Source organism: Paenibacillus sp. FSL R5-0378, assembly GCF_038009285.1.
GTDB lineage: Bacteria > Bacillota > Bacilli > Paenibacillales > Paenibacillaceae > Paenibacillus_AQ > Paenibacillus_AQ favisporus.
In genome coordinates this window covers 6,888,909-6,914,476 of the sequence record NZ_JBBPAY010000001.1, presented here as the reverse complement: position 1 = coordinate 6,914,476, position 25,568 = coordinate 6,888,909, and the positions used below count along the sequence as shown (strand labels likewise).

Here is a 25,568-nt window from a genome sequence, read left to right as displayed (position 1 = left end):
GTGGTCATAAGCTGGTCAAGCCTTACTAAAATGTATGCTTGTCTGCGGACAAGGATGCCAATTCATGCCGGGCGGGCAAGGGATGCAGAACTGTGGTATGTTTACTTTTAAAAGAAAGGGGAGGAAAGCATGGAACAGGACAAACATCAGGGGTGGGAACTGGCCACGTTTGCGGGCGGGTGCTTCTGGTGCATGGTGCAGCCCTTTGACGAGCTGCCGGGGATCCATTCGATCGTGTCCGGTTATACCGGGGGCCATACGGAGCATCCGACTTATGAAGAAGTTGGGACCGAAACGACGGGGCACTATGAAGCGGTTCAGATCGCTTTTGACCCCATTGTGTTTCCGTATGAGCGTCTGCTGGACATCTATTGGCAGCTGATCGATCCGACGGATGCGGGCGGGCAGTTTATGGACCGGGGGAACTCTTACCGGACGGCCATTTTTGTACATAGTAGGGAGCAGCGGGCCAAAGCGGAGGCTTCCAAACAGGAGCTTGCGGCAAGCGGGCGGTTTAAGGGGAACATCGTCACCGAAATTTTGCCCGCGGGGCCATTCTATCTGGCTGAGGATGAACACCAGGACTACTATAAAACGCACCGCTACGACTATAACCTCTACCATGAAGGGTCGGGGCGGGGAACGTTTGCCGAAAAGTATTGGCGCAGAAAGCAGGATGATGCCGCGCTGCGCAAAAGGCTGACCCGCCTTCAGTACGAGGTGACGCAGCACGGCGCGGATGAGCCGCCGTACGAGAATGCATACTGGAACAATGAGCGCGAAGGGATCTACGTGGATGTGGTGAACGGAGATCCGCTGTTCTGCTCGCGGGATCAGTTTGATGCGGGGACCGGCCTTCCGGCGTTCACGCGGCCAATCCACGAAGGCTTCCTCCGCCGAAAAGCCGACCTGCGCAGCGGCAAAACACGCACCGCTCTGTACGGCCGCTTGTCCGGTTCGTACCTGGGCCACCTGTTTCACGACGGCCCGCCGCCTGCCGGACAGCATTACCAGGTTAACTCGGCCGCGCTGCGCTTTGTGCCACGGGAGGAGCTGGAGCGAGAGGGGTACGGGAAGTATACGGAGCTGTTTGAGGGGGAGTGAGGTGAGAGAGTAGGGGGAGCAACCGTAGGCCATCCCTGAAGGATGGCCTACGGTATAGTTCGTTAAAGTGCAAACTTCAAGGACGGCCTAATAAGGGCATGGTTCGTTAAAGTGTAAAGCCTGTGGCTGGGTCAAGCCCGATGAAGTTCATGACGGAATCTTTTAAAGAAGTTGCGTATGTCCTCAACAAGCAGATCCGGAACCTCCATGGCCGCGAAATGCCCGCCGTGTTCAAACTCGGTCCAATGGACGAGGGGATGTTGGCGCTGCGCAAGAGAATATACCGGTAATGCCAAGTCGTAAGGCAGCACGGACACGCCCAATGGTACGGGACACCGAAGGGGCCCCTTCGATTTCGAACTTTCGTAATACAATCGGGCTGATGATCCGGCGGTTGCCGTAAGCCAATAGAGCATCACATTCGTTAGCAGCCGGTCGGCGTCCACCCTGCAGGCGGGGTCGGTCCATTCGTAAAACTTCTCGGCGATCCATGCCAGCTGTCCGACCGGCGAGTCCGTGAGCGCATAGGACAAAGTTTGGGGCCTGGTGGATTGGAGCCTCGCATACCCTGCCGGTGCGGACCGGTAACTCTGCGCGCGTTCGAGCCTTTCTCGGTCTTCTTTAGACAGTTCACTCGGATCGAAGTCCTCCGCTGGAACAGTATGCAAATAATTCACATGGACGCCGCACACATGCTCACTGTCATATTCGGCCAGCGACCGGGAAATGCCTGCGCCCCAATCGCCGCCTTGGGTGCCATAGCAGCCGTACCCGAGGCGACTCATCAGCTCCGCCCAAGCCCGGGCAACCCGGCGCATATTCCATCCCTTATCCAGGGTAGGGCCCGAGAACCCGAAGCCCGGGATCGAGGGAATGACCAGATGGAAAGCGTCAGCCGGATCGCCGCCGTGAGACCGCGGATCAGAGAGAGGTCCGATGAGATCGAGGAACTCGATGATCGAGCCCGGCCAACCGTGGGTAAGGATCAGCGGCACCGCATCTTTCTCCGGGGAACGGATATGCAGGAAATGAACGTTGGCCCCGTCGATGGTTGTAGTAAACTGTGGCAGCCCGTTTAACCGCTTTTCGTGCTTGCGCCAATCGTATGAATGGAGCCAGTACTCCGCCAGTTCCTTGAGGTAGCCGAGCGGCACGCCATAATCCCAGCCGGCATCCGGCAGCTCGTCAGGCCAACGGATACGGGCGAGACGGTCCCGCAGGTCGTCGAGCGCACTTTGCGCAATTTCGATGCGAAACGGCTGTATTTTGGTGCTGTCCATCCTATTCATAAAAATAGCTCCTTCCCTTCATATGGTTGATAAATCAACGTTGTATGAGGAATATAGCATCTATATCGTTGAGTTGTCAACAAAATTAGAGTGGGTTGGATCACAAAAATACTGAACAAAAATACTGGCACGGACATTGCGTAATTTCGAAGTGGTTACCTCTAGGGCTCCCGCACAAAATAGCTGCACGATTGCAGCTATTTCCACTTCGTTCTCTCGCCGAAATCACAAAGGGGCTACCCCCTCACGGATGATTCCGTGAAGGAGCAGCCCCTCGTTTACTTCCCCGCGCAACTGGCGCCCGCACTTAGCTCACGGCCAACCACCCTACGCGCAAATCACTTTTCCGTGCCCTGCCACTGCGCGATCACCGCGTTTACATCCGCGGTCAGCACAGCTTTGGCGTCATCCTTGATATTCCCGCTCTGGCCCTTGTTGTCCAGATGCTTCAGGAAGTCCTGCAGGTGCTTCACGGCCTGGTCCGGCTTGCCGCCGTCCCATTGGTGCTGCGCCTGCTTCAGCGCATTGGTCAGCTGCGGCACAAGCCCGCCGCCCAGGTCGCCGGCGGCGCTGTAGCGGTCGATCAGCTGCTGGATGGAGGCCGGGCCGGTCGTCACATGCAGCTGCAACGCCGTCCGGGCCGGCTCACCCGAGCCGCCGTACACGTCGACGGTGACCGTCTGGTCGCCCAGCTTGCCGGCCAGGGCCACGTCGACGCCAGCCTGCTGCGCGTCGACCTTATATTCCTTGCCGGCCAGCGTCAGCACGGCCGATCCGCCTGCGGCCAGGCCGCCGCCGGCCTGGAAGGACAGCACCGCGCTGTCGTCCAGCGTATCGCCGTCCTTCACGGCATTACCGTTCACCGTCAGGGCGAAGGCTGGCTCAACCTTGCTGTCTACAGTGACGCCCTTGGACACGTTGCCCGATTTGTCCACAGCCTGGAGCAGGATGCTGTAGTCCTTGCCGTCCTCGATGCCCGGGATGACGGCCTTTTGAATGCCGCGCTTCACTTCGAGAACGTCACCCACTTGCTGGCCGCCGCTCGTCACAGTGACCCGTATTTTGTCCGCGTCCAAATCGTACGGACCGTCCCAGGTCAGGGTCAGCTGGCCGTTACCGCGGCTGAGGAGCACGTTCTCCACGTCGCCCGGCGGCACGTGATCTTCCACCGGTTCCGTCGGCTGGTTCGGTTTCGTAAAGACGGACGGATCGCCAAAGGTGAATTTGTCGAGATTATACAGATAGTCCGAGCCTTTAAAGAGCAGGAACACGATATGTTTGCCGGTCACCGGTGTCGTCACATCGGTCGAGAACACTTTGAAGTTCTGCCAGCCGCCCGTTCCGGTGACCTTGTTGCTGGCGATAACCGGACCGTTGAGGCTGTCGATGCGCACCTCGACCGTGCCGCCGCTCGTATCGCTGGCCGCGTTGACGTGGAACTTCGTCGGGCTTGTGCTGCCGAAGTCAACGTAGTTGTACATGGCGTACCCGTTGTTCGGGCCGAAAATACCGGCCAGATAGGTCTGGCCGCCGCCGCTTTCCGTGCCGAAACCGACGCCGTTCGTCCGGTTTTCAGCTTCCAGCTTGGCGTAAGCATCTCTCGCCGTGCCTTTCATCGTCGTAAAGGTGAACCAATCCAGGTTGCATGGGAAGTCACTGCCGTCTTTTCCGTGGAAAATGAGGTACACATCATGCACACCAACCGCGAGTTTATCATCAAGGTTCGCCATGATGTCCACCCATTGATCCCAGCCGCCGAGGGCCGGAATCTCCACGACGCCTGCGGTAGGGCCGTTCAAGGAATCCAGCTTCACCTCGATCGATCCGCCCTGATTGCCGCTGGCGACATGGGCCGTCATGCCGGCGGCACCGGAGCCGAAGTCGATGCCCTTATAAGAGGCATAGGCGTTGTTGTGGATCGCGTCGAGGAAACCGCCCTGCGCTTTGCTCAGGCCCTCGCTGCTGTCATAGTTAACGCCTTTCAGCTTAGCGTAAGCGTCGGTGCGGGTCGGGTCGCCGGTAGTGAATTTAAACCAGTTCAGGTTGAACAGGTATTGGTCTTTAGTTTTGGTGAAAACGAGATAGACGTCATGCGTGCCGGTAATGGTAACCGGATTGCCTTGGTCATCCTTCAGCACGGTGACGGCATCGATGTAGTTGTTCCACCCGCCGGTGCCTTCGACGTTCAGCGTTCCGACTTTCGGCCCGTCGAGCGAATCCAGGTGGACTTCGATGTTGCCGCCGCCGGTTCCGCTGGCCGCTCTCGCGATCAATCCTTTGGCGCCGGATGTGCCGAAGTTCACGTTTTTATAGGCCGCAAAGTCACCCGCCTCGATGCCGCCCAGCTGCAGCGTTCCTTCCAGCGCACCCTCCAGGATGAAGCCTTGACCGATGTTGTAACGCTCGGCTTCGATTTTGCTGTACGGGTCCTTTTCCGGATAATGAATCTCGGCATCCTGAGGCTTCAGTGCATTCAGCGCTTCTACAGCTGCGGCGGACGACCAGGACTCGTACGTGCCGGAGAGCAGCTGTCCCGCCCAGTTGCCGTCGACGATATTGTCGGAGTTCCGGTGCGTCCAGGCGAGCTCGGCATTGAAGGAGACCCAGGCGTCAAACTGCGCGCCGAAGTCCTTGTATTTGCTTTCAGTCCGCTCGTCCAGCGCCTTCTGCAGGAAGGACAGGTTGCGGAGCAGGATCGTTTTGCCGCCCTTCAGGTCACCGTTCGGTCCTTCGAAGTTCAGCACGCCCCCGTTATCGACCAAATGGTCTTTGGTAAAAGCCGCCGCCTTGACCGCTTCGTCCAGATAGGAGGTGTCCCCGGTAATGCGGTACAAGCCTACTGCCGCCCCGATGTATGTACCCTGATTGTAGTGCGTGGCGTCCGGGATCGGCCCTTTTTCCGTTTCGATCCGGTCGAACACTTTGCCGTTGCCGTCGGTCAGCATCGTTTTGCCCCATTTGAAAATTTGCTTCGCGGCATCCAGATAATGCTGATCCTTGGTGACGTTGTACAGATAGACCGCCGCCTCAGCAGCCGGGAAGTTGATGCAGGCATTTTTGGTGTTATGCTCGCTGTTCAGCCACCAGATGCCGCCGCCGGCGAAATCTTCGTCCCACTGCGTATTGAATACCCAGTCAAAATGGTACTTTGCAGCGTCCAAATACTTCTGGTCACCCGTAATTTGGTACGCCCGCGCACTGCCCATCGCCCACCACATAATGTCGTCGTTGAAGGGGTTGTTCGTCCAGTTGCTGCCGTATTTGGCTACCGTGCCGGTATACACGTCGTCGATCTGCTTGCGCAACTGCGCCTTCAGCTCGGGATCCGACGTATGGAGATACGAGTCCATCACCAATTCCCACAGCTCGGCTTCCACCCAGAACCCCTGGTGATCCTTGTGATCGGTGCTGCTCCAGAACATATTGGCCGCCGGATCCCAGAACTTGGCGTTAAACGCTTCGATGGCCGTGTCGCCGTCCTCGGCGCTGAACGCATAGGTTGTGCCCGGCCCCCAGACGGTGACGGAGCCGAGGGTGAGGGCGGCCGCCAGCGGCACGCTCAACAGCCGGTTCATGCGGCGATTGCTCTTAGTCATTAAAGTCTCCTCCTTTATGGTGGTTGTGGAACGCTGTAACGATGGATTATATGAACGGTCCCCGCCTGCATCCGGCGTCCGGATTCATAAAAGGCAGGAGTTTTGCAGGAGTATACACGCCTGAAGGGCAGAGGGGACCGTTAATCCCGCGACTTGTTACTTGGCTTCCGAAATGACCTTGTTGATCTTATCCGCCATCGTGTTCAGCTCGCTGATCGGCGCTTTGCCCATCAGGACGTTCTTCCAGGAAGCTTCGATGAACGGATTCGCTTTGCCCGCCCAGGACGAGAGGAAGCGGACCGGCTGCGTATCAGGCGATTTCAAAATGTGGTCGATGCCTTCCCCGACATCGGCATGGCCAGCCGTCTTCAGCGCTTCAAAGTAAGCGGAAGAGGATGCCTGGTACGCTGCCGGAGCGACCGGCGTTTGCGGAAGCACTTCTTCGTACATTTTGGAGTCCAGGAATTTCAGCACTTTCCAGACGGCTTCCGGATTTTTGACTGTTGTCGGGCTGCACCAGCCCACCGCGTCGTAAATCTCGGATTGGGTGTTCACGACCGGCATCGGCACGAAGCCCCACTGCAGATCTTTCGGCGCCGTACGGATCAAATCGTCCGCAACCCACTGGCCTTGAAGCGTCATCGGCACCTTGCCCTGCTTAAAGGAGCTCATGACGTTGGTCAAATCAAAGGTCGGCGGATTCATGTAACCGTTTGCAATAGCGGTTTTGTATTTCTCCACGCCTTCCACGAACTTGTCGCTGATCTCCACTTTGGTCGGATTGAGGATGGAGTCGGTGAACGGAGCGGCACCCGAGGAGACCGAATAGAGCGACAGATAGAACGGATCCAGCGGAGCGTAATAGCCGAACTGCTGCACACCGCCCTGCTTGCTGGACAGCTTCTCCATAGCTGTGAACAGATCGTTATAAGTCCAGCCGATTTTCGGCTCGGTCAGACCGGCGTCCTGGAACGCTTTTTTATTATAGAAAATGCCATACGTATTCAGCAGGCCGGGCAGACCGACAAGCTTGCCGTCATAGTGCCAGCTGTCCACGACGCCTTTGTAGAAGCCGTCCATGAATTCCTTATCCTGCTCCGCCTGAGACGTCCAGTCATACAGCAGTCCCTTGGATGCGTTGTCCAGCAGCATGTCGTTGCCTGTCATAAAAATGTCCGGGGCCTTCTTAGCGGTCAGCATCCCGTTGACCTTGACGCCGTAATTGTCGAGTGGGGTAGGGATGAGTTTCACCGTAATGTCGGGGTTTTCCTGCTCAAACTGCTTCATGGCCGCCATGATTTTATCGTTCATTTCTTTCGATTCCCAGGTGATCATCGTCACTTCGACCTTCTTGCCAGACGATTTCGAACCGGACGTACCGCCCGAATCGGACGTGCCCGCCGAACCGGCGGAATCGGATGACCCGCTACCGCCGCACGCGGCGAGCAGGCTGGAGAACAGGAGTAACGTGAGCATGCCGCTAAACCACTTTTTTGCACCCTTTGTCATAGAAAGACCTCCCTGATATCTCATTTCGAATACATTTGACACCTGTACCTGATATATCATTTCCTGGATCCCACCGCCGGCAAGCACCACCTCCTAACCGCCCGGGGCGGCCGAGTTATTTTAATGAAGCGGAATTGACGGAGCCAAGCCCCTGCATGAAGAACTTCTGGCCGAAGAAAAAGATGAGCAGCATCGGCAGAATGTAGATGAGATCTGCGGCCATGAACAGGTTCCAGGCGGTCGCATAGGTGCCTTTGTAGGAAGCCATCGCCAGGGACAGCGTCCATTTGCTCGGATCGATAATATAAATCAGCGGCTCGAGGTACTGGTTCCATGCCCCCTGGAAGGAGAAGATGACCATCGTCATGATGACCGGCGTTGTCATGGGTACGAGCACTTTCATCAGAATGTAGAAGTCGGAAGCACCGTCGATTTTGGCCGCCTCGTCAAAGGAAACGGAGATTGTCTTCAAATACTGGACGTACAGGAATGAAAATGTCGCGTTCCCGAAAAAAGCAGGCACGATAATCGGCAGCCAGGAGTCGTACCAGCCCAGGCTCGTGTAGAGGTTAAAGAGCGGGATCATGCCGACAAAGCCCGGCAGCATCAGGCTGCCCACGAACAGCGAGAACCACAGCTTCCGGCCGGGAAAGCTTAATCGGGCAAGCCCGTAGCCGACCAGCACGGAGCTGGCGACCTGGCCGATCGTGCACAGCACCGCGATGAACATCGAGTTGCCGAATGTCTGCCAGAAGTTGATCTCCCGCGTTCCGGTTACGAAGTTGGACCAGTGCAGCTCCCGGGGAAACCACTCGGGCGGGATTTTAAACACGTCGTTGTTGCCCTTCAGGGCAATGGTCACCATCCACAGCAGCGGAAACAGCATGGCGATGGCACCGATGGTCAGGATAATAAACCGGATGGTGTCCAGGATGCTGAATTTCCGTCTGGGTTTGCGTGTTGTTGTCCGTACTTCCGTTTGCATCACCATCAGCAGGGAGCCTCCTTATTTCGAATTGTCGCTTTCGTAATACACGAACCGGTTCGAGTACCGGTAAGTCAGCGCGGTGAAGATCATGATGATGACGAACAGCACCCAGACCTCCGCGATCGAATAGCCGAACATGCGGCCGTTAAAGGCATCGTTATAAATTTTGAAGTTGAGCAGGGATGTGGAGAAGTTCGGGCCGCCGCCGGTCAGAACCTGTACCTGGTTGAAGGCCTGGAAGGCGCCGATGATGCCGAGTATAAGCTGAAGGAACAGGATAGGAGTAATCATGGGAATCGTAATGTGCAGGGCCATCCGCCAGCGGACGGCTCCGTCGACTTCGGCCGCCTCGTACAGCTCCTGGGGAACAGACTGCAGACCGCTCAGAAAAATAATGACGCCGGATCCGACCTGCCACAGGCCGATCAGCACGATGGAGGGAAGTGCGGTCGTTTCGCTCGTCAGCCAGGTGCCTTCGGGCAGTCCGAGCAGCCTGAGCAGCGAGTTGGCGAGCCCGTACTGGGGCTGATAGATAAACAGCCACAGCGTGAGTGTCGCGATGGACGGCACGACGGTCGGCAGGTAATAAATCGTGCGGAACCATTTGATGCCGGGCAGGCTTTTGTTCAGCAGCATGGCCAGCAACAGGCCCAGAATCAGCGATAAAGGAACGCTCATGATGACAAAATACAGCGTCGCCCGGACCGAAGGCCAGAAGGCCGGGTCCTCCGTGAACATGTATTTAAAGTTGTCGAAGCCGACAAAACGAGGCTTATCGTAGCCGCTCCATTCCGTTAAGGCGTAATAAATGGACGACAATAGCGGATAGGCGACAAACACGCTGAAGCCAATAATGGAAGGCAGAATAAACAGATAGCCTTTGGCCCAGCCGCGAAGCTTCTTTTTGCTTACCGTCATTTTTCATATACCTCCCTCATTCAGCATCCGGACAGGAACGGTGCGTGTACCCGCCGTTATGTCCCGGCCCCGTGCGTAAAAGTAAAGTACGGTGTAAACTGCATTCGGAATGCAGGCGGTCCGTGGATCGGTCCGTTCTGGCTGCACTCCGGCCCCCTGTTTTTTCTCCTTTCTTCAATTTCATCTGCTTCTTTAGGCAAAGTCATGTAAATAAACCGCTTACATTTCTCAATATAATGACATAACAGTATAGTGTCAATATACTAAATTAAGTTTTTTATAATTGTTGTTATATTATTTGTGGATTGAATGCGCATATCATATGAGGCGAATGGGGGAGAGGCTGCGTGGACACCGGATCTGTTTTTATAATCTAGTCCGGAGAGGAGGTGGCTGCGGTAGCAAAGACATGATATATCATGCTATGTAAAAGACAATGCTGCTCTTGCGCTTATGCGTAAGGGCTTTCGTTTTGTTCGCGGGGCGCCGCGCCTGCCGGATTCAAGTTCACTGTCGAAATTTGCTGCCAAAACAGGGCTTCAAACCTCTGGTTTTGTCCCGATCTTAGTTACAAAGCTCCTATCCAATCGTGAAATATAATTTTATATTGTTAGTGAATATTTAATTTTATTTTACATTAACTTGACAAAATTTTACGAAGAGAGGGGAGATGGCTTTACACGCTACCGCTATACTTTGCTGTCGAGGCGTTCTATGAAGGACCCGAATTCTGTCAGATCGAATGGGAGGCAAGGATGGAATGATAAGAAAACGGACGAGGAGCCTATGGGCTTCGGTGCTGGCCGGCACGCTGGTTCTGACCCTGGCTCTGCCCGGCGGGCGGCCCGTATTGGCGGCGGAAGCCGGCGCACAGGCCGCGGCAGCCGGAAGCATCGTCGACGAGAGGCAGGTCCAGATCGGACCGGGCGCGGTCTATACCTGGAAGGACATGAAGCTGGACCGCGGGCTGGAGAAGCTGCACATGGTGGAGTTCGATCCGTCCAATCCGGCGCTGGCGCTTGAGCCCGGCATGACGGACGGCAAAGTATACGGCATGCAGCCGGTCAGCAAAATGGCTGCGGATATCGACAGAGCGGGGAATCGGGTGATCGCCGGGATCAACGGGGACTTTTATGATATGTCCTCCGGCGTCCCGCTCGGTTACTTCATGGGCAGCGGAAAAATACTGACGAGTCCGCCCAATGACTGGTATGCGTTTGGCATCAAGGAGGACGGCACGACGATATATGGACCGAGTCCGAAGCTTACGCGGACGCTGGAGATCGATGGACAGAAAACTGAGCTGACGTCCATCAACCGGACGCGGGGCAATAACGATCTCGTATTGTACACACCCGACTTCTACGGCTCAACCATGACCAACGATTTGGGGGACGAAGTTGTCCTTGACGTCGTGAAGGGAGAGGTCAAGAGCGGGGAGACGCTGGAGCTGAAGGTAGCCGATGTCCATAAAGACAAAGGCAGCACGCAGACGACCCAGGGGCAGGTCATCCTGTCGGCCTCCGGCAGCCAGCGCGCGGTGCTCGCCGGCCTTAAGGCAGGCGATACGGCATCGGTCTCCTTCGGCCTCGAGCCGGCCTGGAGCGGCGTGACGATGGCCATCGGCGGCTCCGCGCTGCTCGTCAAGGACGGGGCGGCACAGCCGAACAGCGACCCGGCGGCCCATCCGCGCACGGCGATCGGTACGAAAGCGGACGGCTCCGTCGTTATGCTGGAAATCGACGGGCGCCAGCCGGGCTTCAGCGAAGGCGTGACACTGGCCGAACTGGGGCAGATCATGGAGGAAATGGGCGTCGTGAGCGCCATCAACCTGGACGGCGGCGGCTCGTCGACATTTATCGCCCGCATGCCGGGCGACACCAGCCGAACGCTGCTGAACTCTCCCTCGGACGGCGGGGAGCGCAAGACGGCCAACGGGCTGCTGCTTGTGAACAGGGCGACGGAAGGGCCGGTGGACAAGCTGGTCGTGAAGCCGCAGCTGGCGAGGGTGCTGGCTGGCTCGACGGCGGCCTTTAAGGCGGCGGGCGTCGATGCCAACCTGCATCCGGCCGCGATGGACGGCACGCCGGAGTGGAGCGTCAACCCGGCGATCGGAACGATCGACGGCAGCGGCGTCTTTACGGCGGGTTCCACGCCCGGACAGGCGGATATCGCCGTTACGTCCGGCGGCGCAAGCGGAGCCGGCAAAGTCGAGGTAGTCGATACGCTGACCGAGCTGAAATTTGGCGATCAGCTGCGCAGCTTCCCGCCGGGCCAGTCGGAGACGCTGAAGGTGACGGCGCTCCGCGATGGCCAGGTGGTGCAGGCCGACAACCGCCTGCTGACATGGCGCGTCGAGGGGCCGATCGGCTCGATCGACGCAGCCGGCGTCTTTACCGCCGCGAAAGGCAATGAGCTGAGCGGCAAAATTGTGGTGAGCTACAAGGGGGTGGAAGCTCAGATGGAAGTGACCATCGGCCAGCCTCCGGTGGTGCTGGAGGATTTCGAAAACGGCCTGGACAAGTACCTGCCGTCGGCCGGCGCGCAGTTTAAAACGTCCAAGGTGAGCATCGAGACGAATGAAGATTTGGTCCGTTTCGGCAGCGGTTCGCTGAAGCTGGAGTATGATTTTACCGGCACACCGGGAACTTCGGGCGCCTACCTGCAGAGCAAGACGCAGGCGGAGGCCATTCAAATCCCGGGTTATCCGGAGAAGATCAGCATGTGGGTATACGGGGACGGCAAAACCCACTGGCTGCGTGCACAGCTGCGCGACAGCAAGGGAACGATACCGCTCGATTTGACCGACCAGAATATCGGCATTGACTGGACCGGATGGAAGTACCTGGAGGCGGAAGTGCCCAAAGGCCGGACGCTCCCGCTGATCATGGATATGCCGGTGCGCTACATGGAAACTTCATCGGCCAAGAAGGATGCCGGGGCGATCTACGTCGATCAGATCCGGGCCCTGTACGGTCCGAATCAGGACGACATGGAGCCGCCGGTCCTGAAGGACTTCTCGCCGGCGGACGGGGAGACGATCCGCAGCAACCAGCCGGTGATCAAGGTGTACGGCGAAGACGCGGGATATGATCCGGCGCAGCATCCGGGCACGACGCTGATTGATCCGGACTCGATCCGGTTTGACCTGGACGGCCAGCGTGTGCAGCACACGCTGTATCCGCCGGAAGGCCGGATTTATTACACCCCGGCGACGCCGCTGGCAGACGGACTGCATCAGGCCAAGGTGTCGGTGACAGACCTGGCCGGCAACCGGACGACCAAGGCGTGGACCTTCAACGTGGACACGGGCGGCTCGAAGCTGACGTATGACACGCCGAAGGAATTGTACGGGGGCCGTACCTACACGGTGGATATCAAAGGGGTGAAGGCCTCCGGTTTGCAGGGAGGACAGCTTCGGCTTGCTTTTGACCTGAGCAAGGTGGAGAATCTCAAGTTTATTCCGGGCGGCAAGCTGGATGCGACCCAGGCAAGCGCAGTCATCGGCGAGGACGGCACGGCCGCGCTGACCTTCAGCCAATTGGACCAAGCGGGGCTGACCGACAGCGATTTGATCGGACAAATCAGCTTTGACTTGAAAAAGGACGCCGCCGGAACGAACGAAATCCGATTCGAATCCGGTAACGTTACCTTTGCCGGTACAGGCAGCGTGGTGTATCCCTTCTTTGGGCTGCCGCTGAAATCGGATATCAAGAGCGCCCTGTCGCTGTCCTGGAACGAGAACGGCAACATCCAGGGCTACGAAACGGTCTTTTCGGTCAAAGACGAGTCGGGGGAGCCGGTGGAAGGCGCGGAGATCACCGCGGACGGCAGTCCGGTCGGAACGACCGACGCACAGGGCGAGCTGAGCACCAAGCTGCTGACGGCTGAGGTCAAAACGTATCAGGTGCAGGCGATGAAGGGAGACCAGTACAGCCCGGTGGCGGTGTTTAAGGTGTCGCCGCTGTCCGGTACCGAGACACCGTATAACATCAACGTCGGCATGGGCGAGGATCCGGCTTCATCCCGCAGTTTCATCTGGCATACGAGCCCGGCTGTGGAGCAGACCGTGGTAGAAGTGGTGAAAAAGGCGGATTTTACCGGGTTTGACAAGCCGAATGCGGTGAAAACGGAAGGAACAAGCTATCTGTACCAGACGTTCGATCTGGGTGCGGTCCGGGTGCACAAGGCGACGGTGAACGGCCTGGAGCCGGGCACTGAATACGTGTACCGCGTCGGCGACGGAAGCGGCCATTACAGCCTGCAGGGCACGTTCAAGACCGCTGAGGCAGAGGGCGATCATACCAAGTTCCTGTATTTCGCCGACTCCCAGGCGGGAGATTTGGCAGGGTTCAAGCTGTGGGGCAGCACGGTGAAGAAGGCAGTGGAGGATTCGCCGGATGCCGAGTTTATGGTCCACGTCGGCGACATGGTCGACAAAGGCTTCAACGAGCAAGAATGGAAGTGGTGGTTCAGCGAAGCGCAGGAGGCGTTCCTGAACACGACGCTGGTCGGCGCGATCGGCAACCATGAGGTGATGGGAACGAAGGAAAACAACGATTTCCTGGCCCATTTCAACCAGCCGGGCAACGGTGTACCAAGCCTGGCGGGAAGCAATTTTTCCTTTGATTACAAGGACATTCATTTTGTCGTTTTGAACAGCGAATACCAGTACGAGGAGCAGAAGGAGTGGCTCGACCAGGACCTGTCCAGGACGGATAAAAAATGGAAGATCGCGATCTTCCACCGCGGCCCGTACGGCAGCATTTACGATACGGCCGACATCCGGCGGCTGTGGGCGCCGGTTCTCGAGCGGCATCGGGTCGATCTCGTCCTGAACGGGCATGATCATATTTACCTGCGGACCTTCCCGATGATGAACAACGAGATCGTCCCGGACGGGCAGGGGACGACTTATGTCGTGGCCGGCTCGACCGGACCGAAGTTTTACTCACTGACCAAGCGGGACTGGCAGCGAATTACCGATGATGAAGCGACGCAAATGTACGCTTCGGTCGAGGTGGACGGCGACAGCCTGCACTTTGTGACCAAGACGGTCGGCGGACGAACCGTCGACGAGTTTACGCTGTCGAAGCAGACAGAGGCTCCGGCTCCGGAGTCAGTCGAGATCGAGCAGCAGGACGTGAAGCTGGCCGTCGGCGAAACCCGGCAGCTGACCGCCAAGGTGAAGCCGGATGGAGCGGACCCCGGCGTCACGTGGTCCGTCTACAGCGCCGAGCCGACCGGGGAGGGCGGCGAAGTGGTGACGGTATCGCCGGAAGGCCGGTTGACGGCGGCCGGCACGGGAACGGCCGTCATCCGGGCGGCAAGCACGGTGAACCCGGATCTGTTCGCGGAGACGATCGTCACCGTGAATCCGGCGCCGGAAGGCGAGCCCGAATCGTTGTCGCTGACGGGCAAAGAGATGCTGAAGGAAGGGGAGACCGATCAGACGGTAACGGAAGCGGTCTACGCAGACGGCACGCGCATTCAGGTGCTGGAAGGTGTAACTTTCAGCAGCAGCCATGAGGACGTCGCTTCGGTGAGCGAACAGGGCGCAGTGACTGCGCTGGCCGAAGGGAAGACGGTGATATCAGCCGCTTACGGATCGTTGTCGGCCGAGTATGAACTTACCGTTCAAGCGCCGGAGCAGCCGGGAGGGGGAGATGGTGACAACCCTGGCGGAGGTGACCCGGGTAATGGCGGAGGAAATAATGGTGGGAATTCAGGCAATAGTGGAGGGAACTCCTCTACACCGGTGCAGCCGCCGGTGACTCCACCCGCCCAGCCGGATCCGAAGCCGGGCCAAGGCGGCAAATGGAAGCTGAACGCCGCGCAGCTGACGTCGATTCTGGCGAAAGGCGGAGCCGTATTGGACACAGATCAGCCGTTCAATGAGCTGATTCTGCCGGGCAGCGCCGCCTCGCTGCTCCAGGGACAGCCGCTGACGGTGAACGCGGCTGACCTGAAGCTGGCGCTGCCCGCAGGCATCCTGCAGGCGGCCAGCGGCCAGGTGCCCGCCGATCAGCTCGAAGGCAGCACGATTCGGCTGGCGGCATCCCGCGCCCCGGAGACAGAGGCGGCAGAGCGGGTGTCGAAGGCCGGGCAGGCGGAAGGCGCGGTGCTCCGCACAGGAAGCAGCCTCTTTACCCTCAACCTGAGCCTCATATCGAAGGATGGCCAGGTTCACCCGATCACGGCGCTGCAGCAGCGGATAACGCTGGAGCTTCCCGTCGCTTCGGGGCTGGATGCCAAGCTGTCCGGGCTGTACGGCCTGAACAGCCAAGGCGTGCTCACGTATATCGGCGGAACGGCCGCAGGCGGCAAGCTGAAAGCCGAAGTGAGCTCGCTGGATGCCGCTTACGCCGTTCTGGAGTACACCAAAAGCTTCGACGATACGAGCGGGCACTGGGCTTCCGGCGTGATCCGGGAGCTGGCGGCGAAGCATCTCATCGACGGCGTCGGCGGCGGCAGCTTCGCGCCGGATCAGCCGGTGACCCGCGCCGAAATGGCGGCGATGCTGGTCCGCCTGCTGCACCTGAAGGGCGACGGCAGCGCGCCCTTCACCGATGTGCCTTCCGCGGCATGGTACGCGGAAGCCGTATCCGCCGCCGCCAAGGCGGGCATCGTCCAAGGCGTCAGCGGCGCAAGCTTTGCGCCGGACGCCTTGATCAAGCGCCAGGAAGCGGCGGCCATGATCGTCCGCGCCTACCGGGCCGCGGGCGGAACCGCCGCAGCCGGCGGGGAAACGGCGCCGTTCACGGACGTCGCCGGTTCGCCGGCCTGGGCGCAGGAAGCCGTCCGGGCTGCGTACGCCGCCGGACTGATTCAAGGGCAGGGGCCTAGCCGGTTTCATCCCGACGGCCAGGCCACCCGGGCCGAAACGGCCCAGATCTTGTATAACGTCCTGACCAAGCTGGGGCAGGCGGGGAAATAAACGAAGATAACGATCCGGTTAATTTACGGTTCACCCAGTTAGAAGATCCAACAACAAGAAGACCGGCGGGGAACAGCTTGGTGAGCTGACCCTTCCGGTCTCTTTTGTCATCATCCGTATGATATGCTGGCGGAACACTTTCATTGCGCATTCATTCCCTTGATCCGTGCTCAGTTCCGTGAAGCTTATTGCCATTTTAGTCCATATACATCATTTTTTATGGAAGCGGAGAAAGATTCCGCTTCTTTTTTGGTGTCCAGATGTGGTATCGTTATGTATTACGACGTAAAAGAACGGCTTGTGGTGACTTGGATGAAAAGTACACAGGTTTCGTGATTAAAGAATACAGGTTTAAAGTAAAAGGAGCATATATGAACTTTAAAGATTTGAAGCTTGACCCGAATATTTTAAAAGCGCTGGCCAAACAGAACTATACCGAGCCGACGCCGATTCAGGCACAATCCATTCCTGCCGTGCTGGCCGGACGGGATCTCTTGGGCTGCGCCCAGACGGGAACCGGCAAGACCGCCGCATTTTCCCTGCCCATCATACAGCTGTTGAGCCGGGAGCCCCGCAAACCGGGGGCGGGCCGCAGGGTCCGCGCGCTTATTTTGACGCCGACGAGAGAGCTGGCCATTCAAATTATGGATAACGTGAAGGCGTACAGTCAGTATACCGATTTGCGTGCGGTGGTCATTGTCGGCGGCGTTCCGCAAAAGCCGCAGGAACGGGCGCTGCAGCAGGGCGCGGATATCGTGATCGCCACGCCAGGCCGGCTCATCGACCTGATCCATCAGAAGCACATCGATCTGCAGCATATTCAAATGCTCGTGCTGGATGAAGCCGACCGGATGCTGGACATGGGCTTTATCCATGATGTGAAGCGGATCATCGCCGTCATGCCGAAGCGGAAGCAAACGCTGTTCTTTTCGGCGACGATGCCTCCGGAAATTAGCGGCCTGATCCAAACGCTGCTCGTCAACCCGGTAAAAGTGGAAGTGACGCCGGTCTCCTCAACGGCCGAGCGGATCAAGCAGTCGGTTTATTTGCTGGCGGCAGGAAGCAAACTGCAGATGCTCAACCAGCTGCTGCAGGATCCTTCGATCGAGTCGGCCCTGGTGTTTACCCGCACCAAACGGGGAGCCGACCGGGTGGCGCGTGCGCTGAAGAAGGCGAACATTACGGCGGAGGCGATCCATGGCGACAAATCGCAAAACAGCCGGCAGAACGCCCTGAACCATTTCAAAAACGGGACGACGCGCATTTTGGTGGCGACCGACATTGCCGCCAGGGGGATCGATATTGACGAGCTTCCGTATGTCATTAACTTCAATCTGCCGAATATCCCGGAGACGTACGTTCACCGTATCGGCCGCACGGGCCGGGCGGGGATGAGCGGGTCTGCAATCTCTTTCTGCGAAGCGGACGAGCTGCCGTACCTGAAGGACATCGAAAAGCTGATCGGCAAGGCCATTCCCGAAGTGAAGGGGCATGACTATCCGATGGAGCCCCAAGCGGCAGCGGCAAACCGCCCATTGGGGAATTCCACGGCAAACCGGCCGGGTAAGACGCAAGCTGGCCATTCCCGCAAGCCGCAGGCTGGAGATGCCCGTAAAGGGCGGACGGACGATGGGCAGCAGCGGGGCAAACCGAAGCAGGATCGTGCCCCAAAGGCGGCGGCGAGCGGTGCCCGCAAACCTGATCGGAACGCGAACAGCAGCTTGAAGCGTGATGCGGGAGGCGATTCGAAGGGACATGCGAACGACAAGTCCAAGGGGCATGGAAATGGAAATTCCAACGGACGCACGAACCGCAGACCGAAACCAAGCGGGGCGGACCCTAGAAATAAGGTAAGTTCGTCTCATTAATATGGAGTTTAGACGTTTTACGCATTGACCACAGATGATCTGTGATCTGTGACCCACAGGAAGGACACTTTGCCCGTGACCCTCCTGTGGGTCATTTTGTATTTTCCATAAAAGAAGGAGTCTGAGGGAGGGGGGCAGCGGACGGGGCGCTACAGCTGCTCTTAATGGTGGATGATTGGAGGATAACAGCAGTGTGGCTTTAAGTTTGATCTATCATGGCTGCTCCTGTAAATGAGCGTAATACTGCTGCTCGGTGCCGACATAAAACGCATTGATCGTTTTTTCTTCTTTCGTACCGTCCGGACGCGGGATCGTATCCGTGCCCATGTGCTGGCCTTGAATCATTCCCATCCTCACTTCAGTCCGTTGACCTTGATCATCTGCATAAAAAAATGTCATCCTGCCGGCTGTCGGTGCGCTCGACGTCTTCAAAACTCCGTTTTTCGGAATGCGGTTTACAATGGCGTCTCCCTCTTTCGGGAGCTCGGGATAACCCTTTTGATTGTAAATGACCGCTACCCATCCTGTGTACCCGGCCGGCAGCACATAAGTATGATTTTCCTGTCCACTCAGCCCCCTTGTCCCAATTACAACGGCAGCAACCACAATGACGGCAAACACGGCGATGAATACCTTATATGCTCTAATCAGACCTTTCAAATCTTCACCGCCTTTGATTCGTTCATTAAGATACTTACATTATATTACAACAGCTTTCCATAATGATCGACGGAAAAATCGGATATTACTTTCATCAAAAAGAGAATGCCAAGGATCAACCTCCCACATTTTGTGCTGACCAAATCATGCAGTTTATCTATCGATTTCCTCTAAAAATTCCTCTAAAAACATTATAATGATGCTAAGAGAACATTTTGGAGGATACCCGGCTATCTTTTCCTGAGAGGACGAAGAACATGATGCTGCTGGAAGCGGCGAATTTGACAGCCGGAGGAAATAAGACCAGATTAGCGGATATCGAAAGGGTGAAGGGACGATGATGAACCAAGAGGATTTGCTTGCCCGCCAAAAGCAGCTGCAGGTTGAAGCGGGTTCGGTTGCTGAAGAAATGAACCTGATGCCATTGCTGGCAGCAGCCGGTAAGCCCGTAATCGTAGGGAGCGCTGCGCTAGGTTTAATGGCTTGGAGGGACCTGGATGTGACGGTGGTCTGCTCCAAACTGGATATGGCTGCGGTCTCTGGAATTGCTTTGCAGCTGATGTCCAATCCGGGAGTGCGGGAGATGAAATTTATTAACGATACGGGCCAATGGAACACCGATCCGGCTTACCCAGACGGTTATTTTCTTGGATTGACCTACGGGTCCGCAAACGGCCACCGGTGGGAGCTGGATATCTGGTTTGTAGACGAGCCTGACAAACAGCCCGATTTGCTGCATATTCAAACGATGCCCGCACGCCTTACTCCTGCCAAGACCGCTGCTATTTTAAGCATCAAAACCGAATGGGCAAAGCGGGCCGAATATGGAAATCAAGTGAAAAGCTTTGATATTTATTCGGCCGTATTGGATGATGATGTGAGTACACCCGCTGAATTCCAGCAATGGCTGCAGAGCCGCAGCGATGATCTTCATTAGAAAACTGAGAGCTCATGCACACATTGGATCCGTTGGGAATCGGCAGTTAGCGTGCATCAGCCCGGTGTGTTCCACAGGTCAGCCTGCAAGGACGGCTTTCAAGCGGTCGGCGTGGATCCGTCGTTTGGGCCGATTTAGCGGCAAAGTTGTAGGAGCGCTGTATATCGGACTAGGTTTAAAGGTCGCATTTCAAAGGCAGTAACGAACCTACGGCCCGCTAACTGCATACACTATAGATGGGGGATATGGCGGCAGGTGGCTTCTCATCCATGTAATCGGTCGTTTGCGAAATGGTCGTTGGCGGATTTGACATTCCCAACTGTGTTTAGTATCATTACAGTATATTCATTTTGTGATTTTTCTGGTTACAGTTTGTATATACTTAAAGATGGGCGGTGGAATGATGAGATTCGAAGTTAGCGATTGGGTCCAAGGGAAGACGGTAGACGGTGAGTTTATTCACGGATACATTGAGACGGTGGACGCTCAGAAAGGCATCGCGAGAGTACGCGTCGTTCAGTCCGACAACGAGGAAGCGGTTGGACGCGTGATCGGTGTACGTGAATCCTGGCTGAGATCGCTGCCGGTCAACCCGCTTGCCGATAAGAACAACGTCGAAAGCCTGATTGACATAGCACTGGCCACCTATGACGAAGCCTGGTTTAACGAATTGACAGACCGCCTGAACGGTACCAAGCGCAAGAACAGTAAGAATGGCGATGGGATCCGGTTGAACGGCCGTCCCAACAACCGTCTCGGTCTGTTCGAGAAAAAGTAAACGGCAGGCCTCGGCAGAGGCACCTCATACCATACAGCAGCATGATAAATGCGCCCCTCCGCTTTTCCGTCACAAGGAGTGTAAGCGCAAAAAACGGCAGGGATTCAGCTTACAGCTGACCTGCCGTTTTTCATATCATTTGCCATTACCCCATTTCTGCTTGGCCAAAAAATGGGAGATTCCCTCTGAGATATCGCCGGGTGCTTCTAAGGGAGAAAGGTGGCCGGTCTGGGGAATGACGCGCAGCTCTGCATGAGGTATGCGCGGCAGCAGCTCGCTTTTTAGTGTTTCCAACCGGTCTACCGGATCAGATTCCCCGGCGAGCACAAGGGTGGGAACATGGATGTTGTTCGCTTCTGCGGATATATCCTCTAGCATTGCGGCTTCAGGCCATGCCGCACGGGCTAAAGGTGCGCTCCGTTGCATATCCTCAAGCACTATTTCGCGGATATGCTCTTCAAGAGGAAGTAGGGCGATATTGCCCAAAGCGATTTCTGCTCCTTCACGCGAATCATAAAAATGAACCATGGCATTTCTCATGTCTTGCGGCATATCTTGAGGTGTCGGGGGAGATGGTGCAACTAAGACCAAAGCTTCTAAACCGGCCGGATGACGTGAAGCCAACAATTGCGCCGTTTTAGCGCCCATGGAATGACCAACGAGCACATAACGGTTCAAACCAAGCTCTTGAATAAGCGCATGTGCATCATCGGCAAGATCCTGAATGGTATAAGATACAGCTGACTTATCTGAGTCTCCCCAACCGCGGTGGTCATAGGTTATACAAAGGTAATCCTCCTTGAGAGCGTCAACCACTTTCGTCCACGTTCGTGCTGACCCGCCGTAAAAGTGCAAAAACACAAGAGCCGTGTCTCCTTGTCCCTGCTGTTCCACATGAAGTTCGACGCCGTTAACATGATAATGCATATGATCCACTCCCACAAATAGTATCAGTAACAGTTACTGTTACATATTATAAACTAGCGATCTAGAAGTCAAGATATTATTTTAAGTTTGATTTGCTTTTTAAAAATCAATACACTAAACATAAGCTTTAATCGGAAAGAAGGACTTCGCAAAAATGGGAAATCGAAGCCAACAGTTCTCTGTAGCGGTTCATATTTTATGCTTTCTTGAATTTAATAAAAATGGCCGGACGACGTCCGAATTGCTTGCGATGAGCGTGAACGCCAATCCGGCGGTGATTAGAAGAATCATGAGAAAGCTTACGAAAGCCGGTCTTATTACATCGACTCTTGGAACGAATGCCGCGATAAGTCTGGCCAAAAAGGCGGATCAAATCACGCTGCTGGATGTATACCGTGCTACGATGGAAGATAACCAGGAGATTTTTATGATTCATCGAGATACTAACCCGACTTGTCCGGTAGGAAGTAAAATGCCGTATTTATTAGACGGAGTTTACACGAAGGTCCAAACGACGATGGAGAACGAATTGTCGGGCATTACGATTGATTCGATGGTGAAGAGCGGAATCGTAGAAATTGAAAGTTAACATGAAAAAGGCCGGATTTCCTTACTTAAGGAATCCGGTCTTTGTTTTATATTGAGCACCGTGGACGGCATGAAGCTTATAGAAAACTTTATTGTTATCCTTTCAAACCGGTGGTGCTGATGCCCTCGACGATGTATTTTTGGAAGATGAAAAATACGATCACAACCGGCAGAAGCGACAGTGTGGCCATAGCGAACATGCCGCCCCAGTTGTTCAGCGATTCGCCGTCGAGGAACAGCTTCAGCGCAAGGGAGACCGGGAATTTATCCGGGCTGTTCAAATAGATGAGCGGGTTGATGAAGTCGTCCCATCTCCAGTAAAAAGAGAAGATCGCGCTGGTGATCAAGGCCGGTCCGATGAGCGGCAGCACCACCCGGTAGAAAACGCCGTATTTGCTGCAGCCGTCGATTTTCGCGGCTTCGTCCAGCTCGCCCGGAATGGTGCGGATAAACTGCATGATCAGAAAGATGAAAAACGGCGTGCCGAAGAAGTGCGGGACGATCAGCGGCTTGAAGGACGAGAGCCAGCCGAACTTGGCGAACATGACGTATTGCGGCACAAGGACGACGTCCTGCGGCAGCATCATCGTGGTCATCATGGCGGCGAACCAGAACTTCTGGCCGAAAAATTTCGTGCGCGCCAGGCCGAAGGCTACGAGGGCCGAAGAGGCGACGGCGCCGACCGTTGACAGGACGACGATGATAAACGAATTTTTGAAGAAGGTCGCAAACGTCGTCCCGCCGAATCCCTTGAAGCCCGAGACGTAGTTGGCGAATTCCAGCCGGCTTGGAATGAGGCTGTAGGCGGTCGAGAAAATTTCGTCGTTCGGCTTCAGGGAGCTGGCCGCCAGCCATAGAATCGGATAGATCATGAACAAGGCGAAGATGCCGACCAGCACATGGTACAAAACGCGCTTGGGTGTGGACATGGTCATGGCCGTTAGTCTCCCTTCGTCTCGTAGTGAACCCAGCGGGTCGAGGATTTGAAGATGAGCAGAGTCAGGAACCCGACGATGAGCAGCATCACCCAGGCGAGTGCCGAAGCGTAGCCCATCTCAAAGTGCGAGAACGCCTTGCGGTACAGGTACAGTGAATAGAGCAGCGTCTGGTCGAGCGGACCGCCTTCCCCGCGGGAAATAATGTAGGCCGGCGTAAACGTCATAAATGCCGAGATCGTCTGCAGCGTCAGGTTGAACAGGATGATCGGGCTCAGCATCGGCAGCGTGATGTTGAAGAACCGCCGGACCGCATTGGCCCCGTCCACGCCCGCTGCCTCGTAGTAGTCTTTCGGTATATTTTTCAGCCCCGCCAGGAAAATGATCATCGACGAGCCGAACTGCCACGTGGACAGGGCGATCAAGGTCCACAGCGCGGTGCTCGGATTGCCGATCCACGAGGTCGAGGTGTGGATGCCGATCAGGTTCAGGAAGGAATTCACCAGCCCCTGGTCCCCGAAGATCTGCTGCCACATGATCGACACCGCGACGCTGCCGCCGATCAGGGACGGCAGGTAGAAGGCGGAGCGGTACAGGCCCACCGCTTTCGTAGCCACGTTCAGGATCATTGCGACGAACAAGGCAAAGATCAGACGGAGCGGCACGCTGGCCAGCACATACGTAAAGGTGACCTGAAACGATTTGCCGATTTTATCGTCTTCCATAAACATCCGCTTGTAGTTGTCCAGGCCGAGCCAGTTCGGCGCCTCCATCAGGTTGTAGTCGGTGAAGGAATAATACAGCGAAGACAGCACCGGATACAGCGTAAAGATCAGAAAGCCCAGCACGAACGGAGACGTGAATACGTAACCGGTGAGGTGCTCGTTATCCCGCAGCCTTTTCATTATCGTCAACCCCTAAGCTTACAAAATTGGTTTGTGAGCGAAAGTAGCCAGCCGGTGAAGTGTAACCCGGCTGTCCCTCTGAAAATAGAGGGGCTATAGAGGCACCTTTTCTCACCTAAGCTAAAAGGAAGGAGCCGAACCCGACCGGGGCCCGGCTCCTTCAGGCAGTATGAGGATTCCCCTTCAGGTTATTTCTGGCTGCGGGCCAGGATAGCATTGGCCTCTTTGCGGAACTCCGCCGCTGCCTGGTCGATCGGAATTTTCTTGAACAGAATCTTTTCGCTCAAATCCCGCAGCAGCTTCTCGACTTCCACCGATCCGATCGGGTTCGGCGGGTCAGCGGGACTGCTGTTCGACTCGGCCCAGGTGACATAATCAAAGATTTTCGCTTCGTTCTCGGTCAGGATCGGCTTCAGCGCATCCTTCACTTTGGAGGATACCGGCACGCCGCGTTCACCCTTGATCAGCTTGTTCGCTTCGATGTCGTTGATGAAGAAGCTGATGAACTTGGCCGCTTCCTCCTTCTGCTTGGACGATTCCGCTATGGAGAAATACATGGAAGGCTTCAGGAACAGCCCTTCCTTCGTGCCGGGACCCGGCATCGGATTCAGCTCGAGCGGACGGTCCTTGACCAGATTCGCCACCGCCAGGAACTGGTTGGACCAGCCGATGCCGGAGATGGAGTGGCCGAGAACGATTTCGTCCTCTTCGGCGACGCCCTTCTTCTGCGCTTCTTTGTCGAGGGAGAGAATGTAGCCCTTGTCATACCATTGCTGATATCGCGTGAAATAATCGATAAAAGCCTGGTCGTCGGCATAGCCGATCGTTTTGCCGTCGTCGCTGTACATTTTCTGGCCGATCGTCCTCAGGTAATACGGGAAGAACACCTCGTGATGATAGGCGAATCCGCCGATCTGGAAGCCTTTGGCCTTGGCTTGCTCCCCAAGCTTGCCCATATCGTCCCAGGTCCAGTCTTTGGACGGGATGTCAATGCCGTTCTTCTTCATCGTCTCGACGTCGAAGGTCGTCTGCAGGGCGTTGACTCCGAGGTTCATGGCGATAAGCTTGCCGTCGACCTCGCCGCCCTTCAGGGCGTTCTCGCTGACGTCGGCGACATTCAGCGTACCGTTGTCGGTAAACGGCTTCAGGTCGGCCAGCTGGTTGCGGCTGGCGTACTGGCTCAAATACGAAATGTCCATCTGGATGATGTCCGGCAGCCCGCCGGCGACCGCCTGCGGCGCGAGCTTCTTCCAATAGTCGTCGAACGGGGCGTATTCGGGCTCGATCGTGACGTTTGGATGCTGCTTCTCGTACATTTCGATCACTTTCAGGGTGTAATCATGTCTGGATTGTCCGCCCCACCAGGCGATGCGAAGCTTGACCGGATCTTTGCTCTCGCCGGCCGATGTAGTCGTCGCAGGCGCGGCGTCGCCTCCGCTGGCCGATTTGTCGCTGCTGCCCCCGGCGGAACAGCCGATCAGGCCGGTGATTAAGGAAAAAAGAAGAACGGCGCTTAACGCTTTTCTCATGTCATTTCCTCCCCCATAGGATTAACGGTAGATTGATGTGCTTTATCTGATACTGCTTACATTTCCAATTATCAACGCTTGCGGCGATCCGGGTAAGGAA

Annotated in this window: 16 protein-coding genes; 6 read left to right on the top strand and 10 right to left on the bottom strand. The window is 56.4% G+C overall.

The genetic code is table 11. The features are described 5' to 3' along the window. Window positions 1–129 precede the first annotated feature (129 nt). Window positions 130–1,104: a peptide-methionine (S)-S-oxide reductase MsrA gene (gene msrA, locus MKY74_RS31885; protein ID WP_144025493.1), complete on the top strand. Its 975-nt coding sequence runs from the start codon at window positions 130–132 to the stop codon at window positions 1,102–1,104. A gap of 131 nt (window positions 1,105–1,235) precedes the next feature. Here msrA and MKY74_RS31880 read toward each other — a convergent pair whose 3' ends face one another. The 5 genes from MKY74_RS31880 to MKY74_RS31860 form a co-directional block, all read right to left on the bottom strand. Then, the gene (locus tag MKY74_RS31880; protein WP_144025492.1) at window positions 1,236–2,393 is read right to left on the bottom strand and encodes an epoxide hydrolase family protein; all 1,158 of its coding nucleotides are present in this window, start codon (window positions 2,391–2,393) and stop codon (window positions 1,236–1,238) included. A gap of 338 nt (window positions 2,394–2,731) precedes the next feature. Beyond that, window positions 2,732–5,989: a carbohydrate-binding protein gene (locus MKY74_RS31875; RefSeq protein ID WP_076173812.1), complete on the bottom strand. Its 3,258-nt coding sequence runs from the start codon at window positions 5,987–5,989 to the stop codon at window positions 2,732–2,734. A gap of 156 nt (window positions 5,990–6,145) precedes the next feature. After that, window positions 6,146–7,498: an ABC transporter substrate-binding protein gene (locus MKY74_RS31870; protein ID WP_076173811.1), complete on the bottom strand. Its 1,353-nt coding sequence runs from the start codon at window positions 7,496–7,498 to the stop codon at window positions 6,146–6,148. Window positions 7,499–7,613: 115 nt separating this feature from the next. After that, window positions 7,614–8,489, bottom strand: a complete 876-nt coding sequence (locus MKY74_RS31865) for a carbohydrate ABC transporter permease (RefSeq protein WP_076173810.1) — start codon at window positions 8,487–8,489, stop codon at window positions 7,614–7,616. 15 nt (window positions 8,490–8,504) lie between these two features. Then, on the bottom strand, window positions 8,505–9,404 hold the full coding sequence (locus MKY74_RS31860; RefSeq protein ID WP_076173809.1) for a carbohydrate ABC transporter permease: 900 nt from the start codon (window positions 9,402–9,404) through the stop codon (window positions 8,505–8,507). Window positions 9,405–10,164: 760 nt separating this feature from the next. Between MKY74_RS31860 and MKY74_RS31855 the strand changes: the two genes are divergently transcribed. Together MKY74_RS31855 and MKY74_RS31850 are read left to right on the top strand one after the other, a co-directional pair. Beyond that, on the top strand, window positions 10,165–16,341 hold the full coding sequence (locus MKY74_RS31855) for an S-layer homology domain-containing protein (RefSeq protein WP_076173808.1): 6,177 nt from the start codon (window positions 10,165–10,167) through the stop codon (window positions 16,339–16,341). A 371-nt stretch (window positions 16,342–16,712) separates the two neighbouring features. Further along, window positions 16,713–18,209, top strand: coding sequence for a DEAD/DEAH box helicase (locus tag MKY74_RS31850; RefSeq protein ID WP_076173807.1), 1,497 nt, complete (start codon window positions 16,713–16,715; stop codon window positions 18,207–18,209). Between the two features lie 213 nt (window positions 18,210–18,422). Here the strand turns inward: MKY74_RS31850 and MKY74_RS31845 are convergent, their stop codons facing one another. Further along, window positions 18,423–18,869, bottom strand: coding sequence for a DUF6843 domain-containing protein (locus MKY74_RS31845; protein ID WP_076173806.1), 447 nt, complete (start codon window positions 18,867–18,869; stop codon window positions 18,423–18,425). Window positions 18,870–19,206: 337 nt separating this feature from the next. Here MKY74_RS31845 and MKY74_RS31840 point away from each other — a divergent pair, with 337 nt between their 5' ends. Together MKY74_RS31840 and MKY74_RS31835 are read left to right on the top strand one after the other, a co-directional pair. Beyond that, on the top strand, window positions 19,207–19,806 hold the full coding sequence (locus MKY74_RS31840; RefSeq protein WP_084204088.1) for a hypothetical protein: 600 nt from the start codon (window positions 19,207–19,209) through the stop codon (window positions 19,804–19,806). Between the two features lie 400 nt (window positions 19,807–20,206). Then, window positions 20,207–20,584 carry a hypothetical protein gene (locus MKY74_RS31835; protein WP_084204087.1) on the top strand — a complete coding sequence of 126 codons (378 nt, stop codon included), beginning with the start codon at window positions 20,207–20,209 and terminating at the stop codon, window positions 20,582–20,584. A 135-nt stretch (window positions 20,585–20,719) separates the two neighbouring features. Here MKY74_RS31835 and MKY74_RS31830 read toward each other — a convergent pair whose 3' ends face one another. Next, window positions 20,720–21,511 carry an alpha/beta fold hydrolase gene (locus MKY74_RS31830; RefSeq protein WP_076173803.1) on the bottom strand — a complete coding sequence of 264 codons (792 nt, stop codon included), beginning with the start codon at window positions 21,509–21,511 and terminating at the stop codon, window positions 20,720–20,722. Window positions 21,512–21,665: 154 nt separating this feature from the next. Here MKY74_RS31830 and MKY74_RS31825 point away from each other — a divergent pair, with 154 nt between their 5' ends. Then, window positions 21,666–22,100, top strand: coding sequence for an Rrf2 family transcriptional regulator (locus MKY74_RS31825; protein WP_076173802.1), 435 nt, complete (start codon window positions 21,666–21,668; stop codon window positions 22,098–22,100). Window positions 22,101–22,194: 94 nt separating this feature from the next. On the opposite strand, the gene MKY74_RS31820 is transcribed toward MKY74_RS31825, so the two are convergent. The 3 genes from MKY74_RS31820 to MKY74_RS31810 all read right to left on the bottom strand — a co-directional run bounded on the left by MKY74_RS31820 (window position 22,195) and on the right by MKY74_RS31810 (window position 25,468). Next, window positions 22,195–23,034, bottom strand: coding sequence for a carbohydrate ABC transporter permease (locus tag MKY74_RS31820; RefSeq protein WP_373319053.1), 840 nt, complete (start codon window positions 23,032–23,034; stop codon window positions 22,195–22,197). 5 nt (window positions 23,035–23,039) lie between these two features. Continuing rightward, window positions 23,040–23,939, bottom strand: a complete 900-nt coding sequence (locus MKY74_RS31815; protein ID WP_076173801.1) for a carbohydrate ABC transporter permease — start codon at window positions 23,937–23,939, stop codon at window positions 23,040–23,042. A 188-nt stretch (window positions 23,940–24,127) separates the two neighbouring features. After that, window positions 24,128–25,468 (bottom strand): ABC transporter substrate-binding protein, encoded by a 1,341-nt coding sequence (locus MKY74_RS31810; RefSeq protein WP_076173800.1) that lies wholly within the window; start codon window positions 25,466–25,468, stop codon window positions 24,128–24,130. Window positions 25,469–25,568 lie beyond the last annotated feature (100 nt).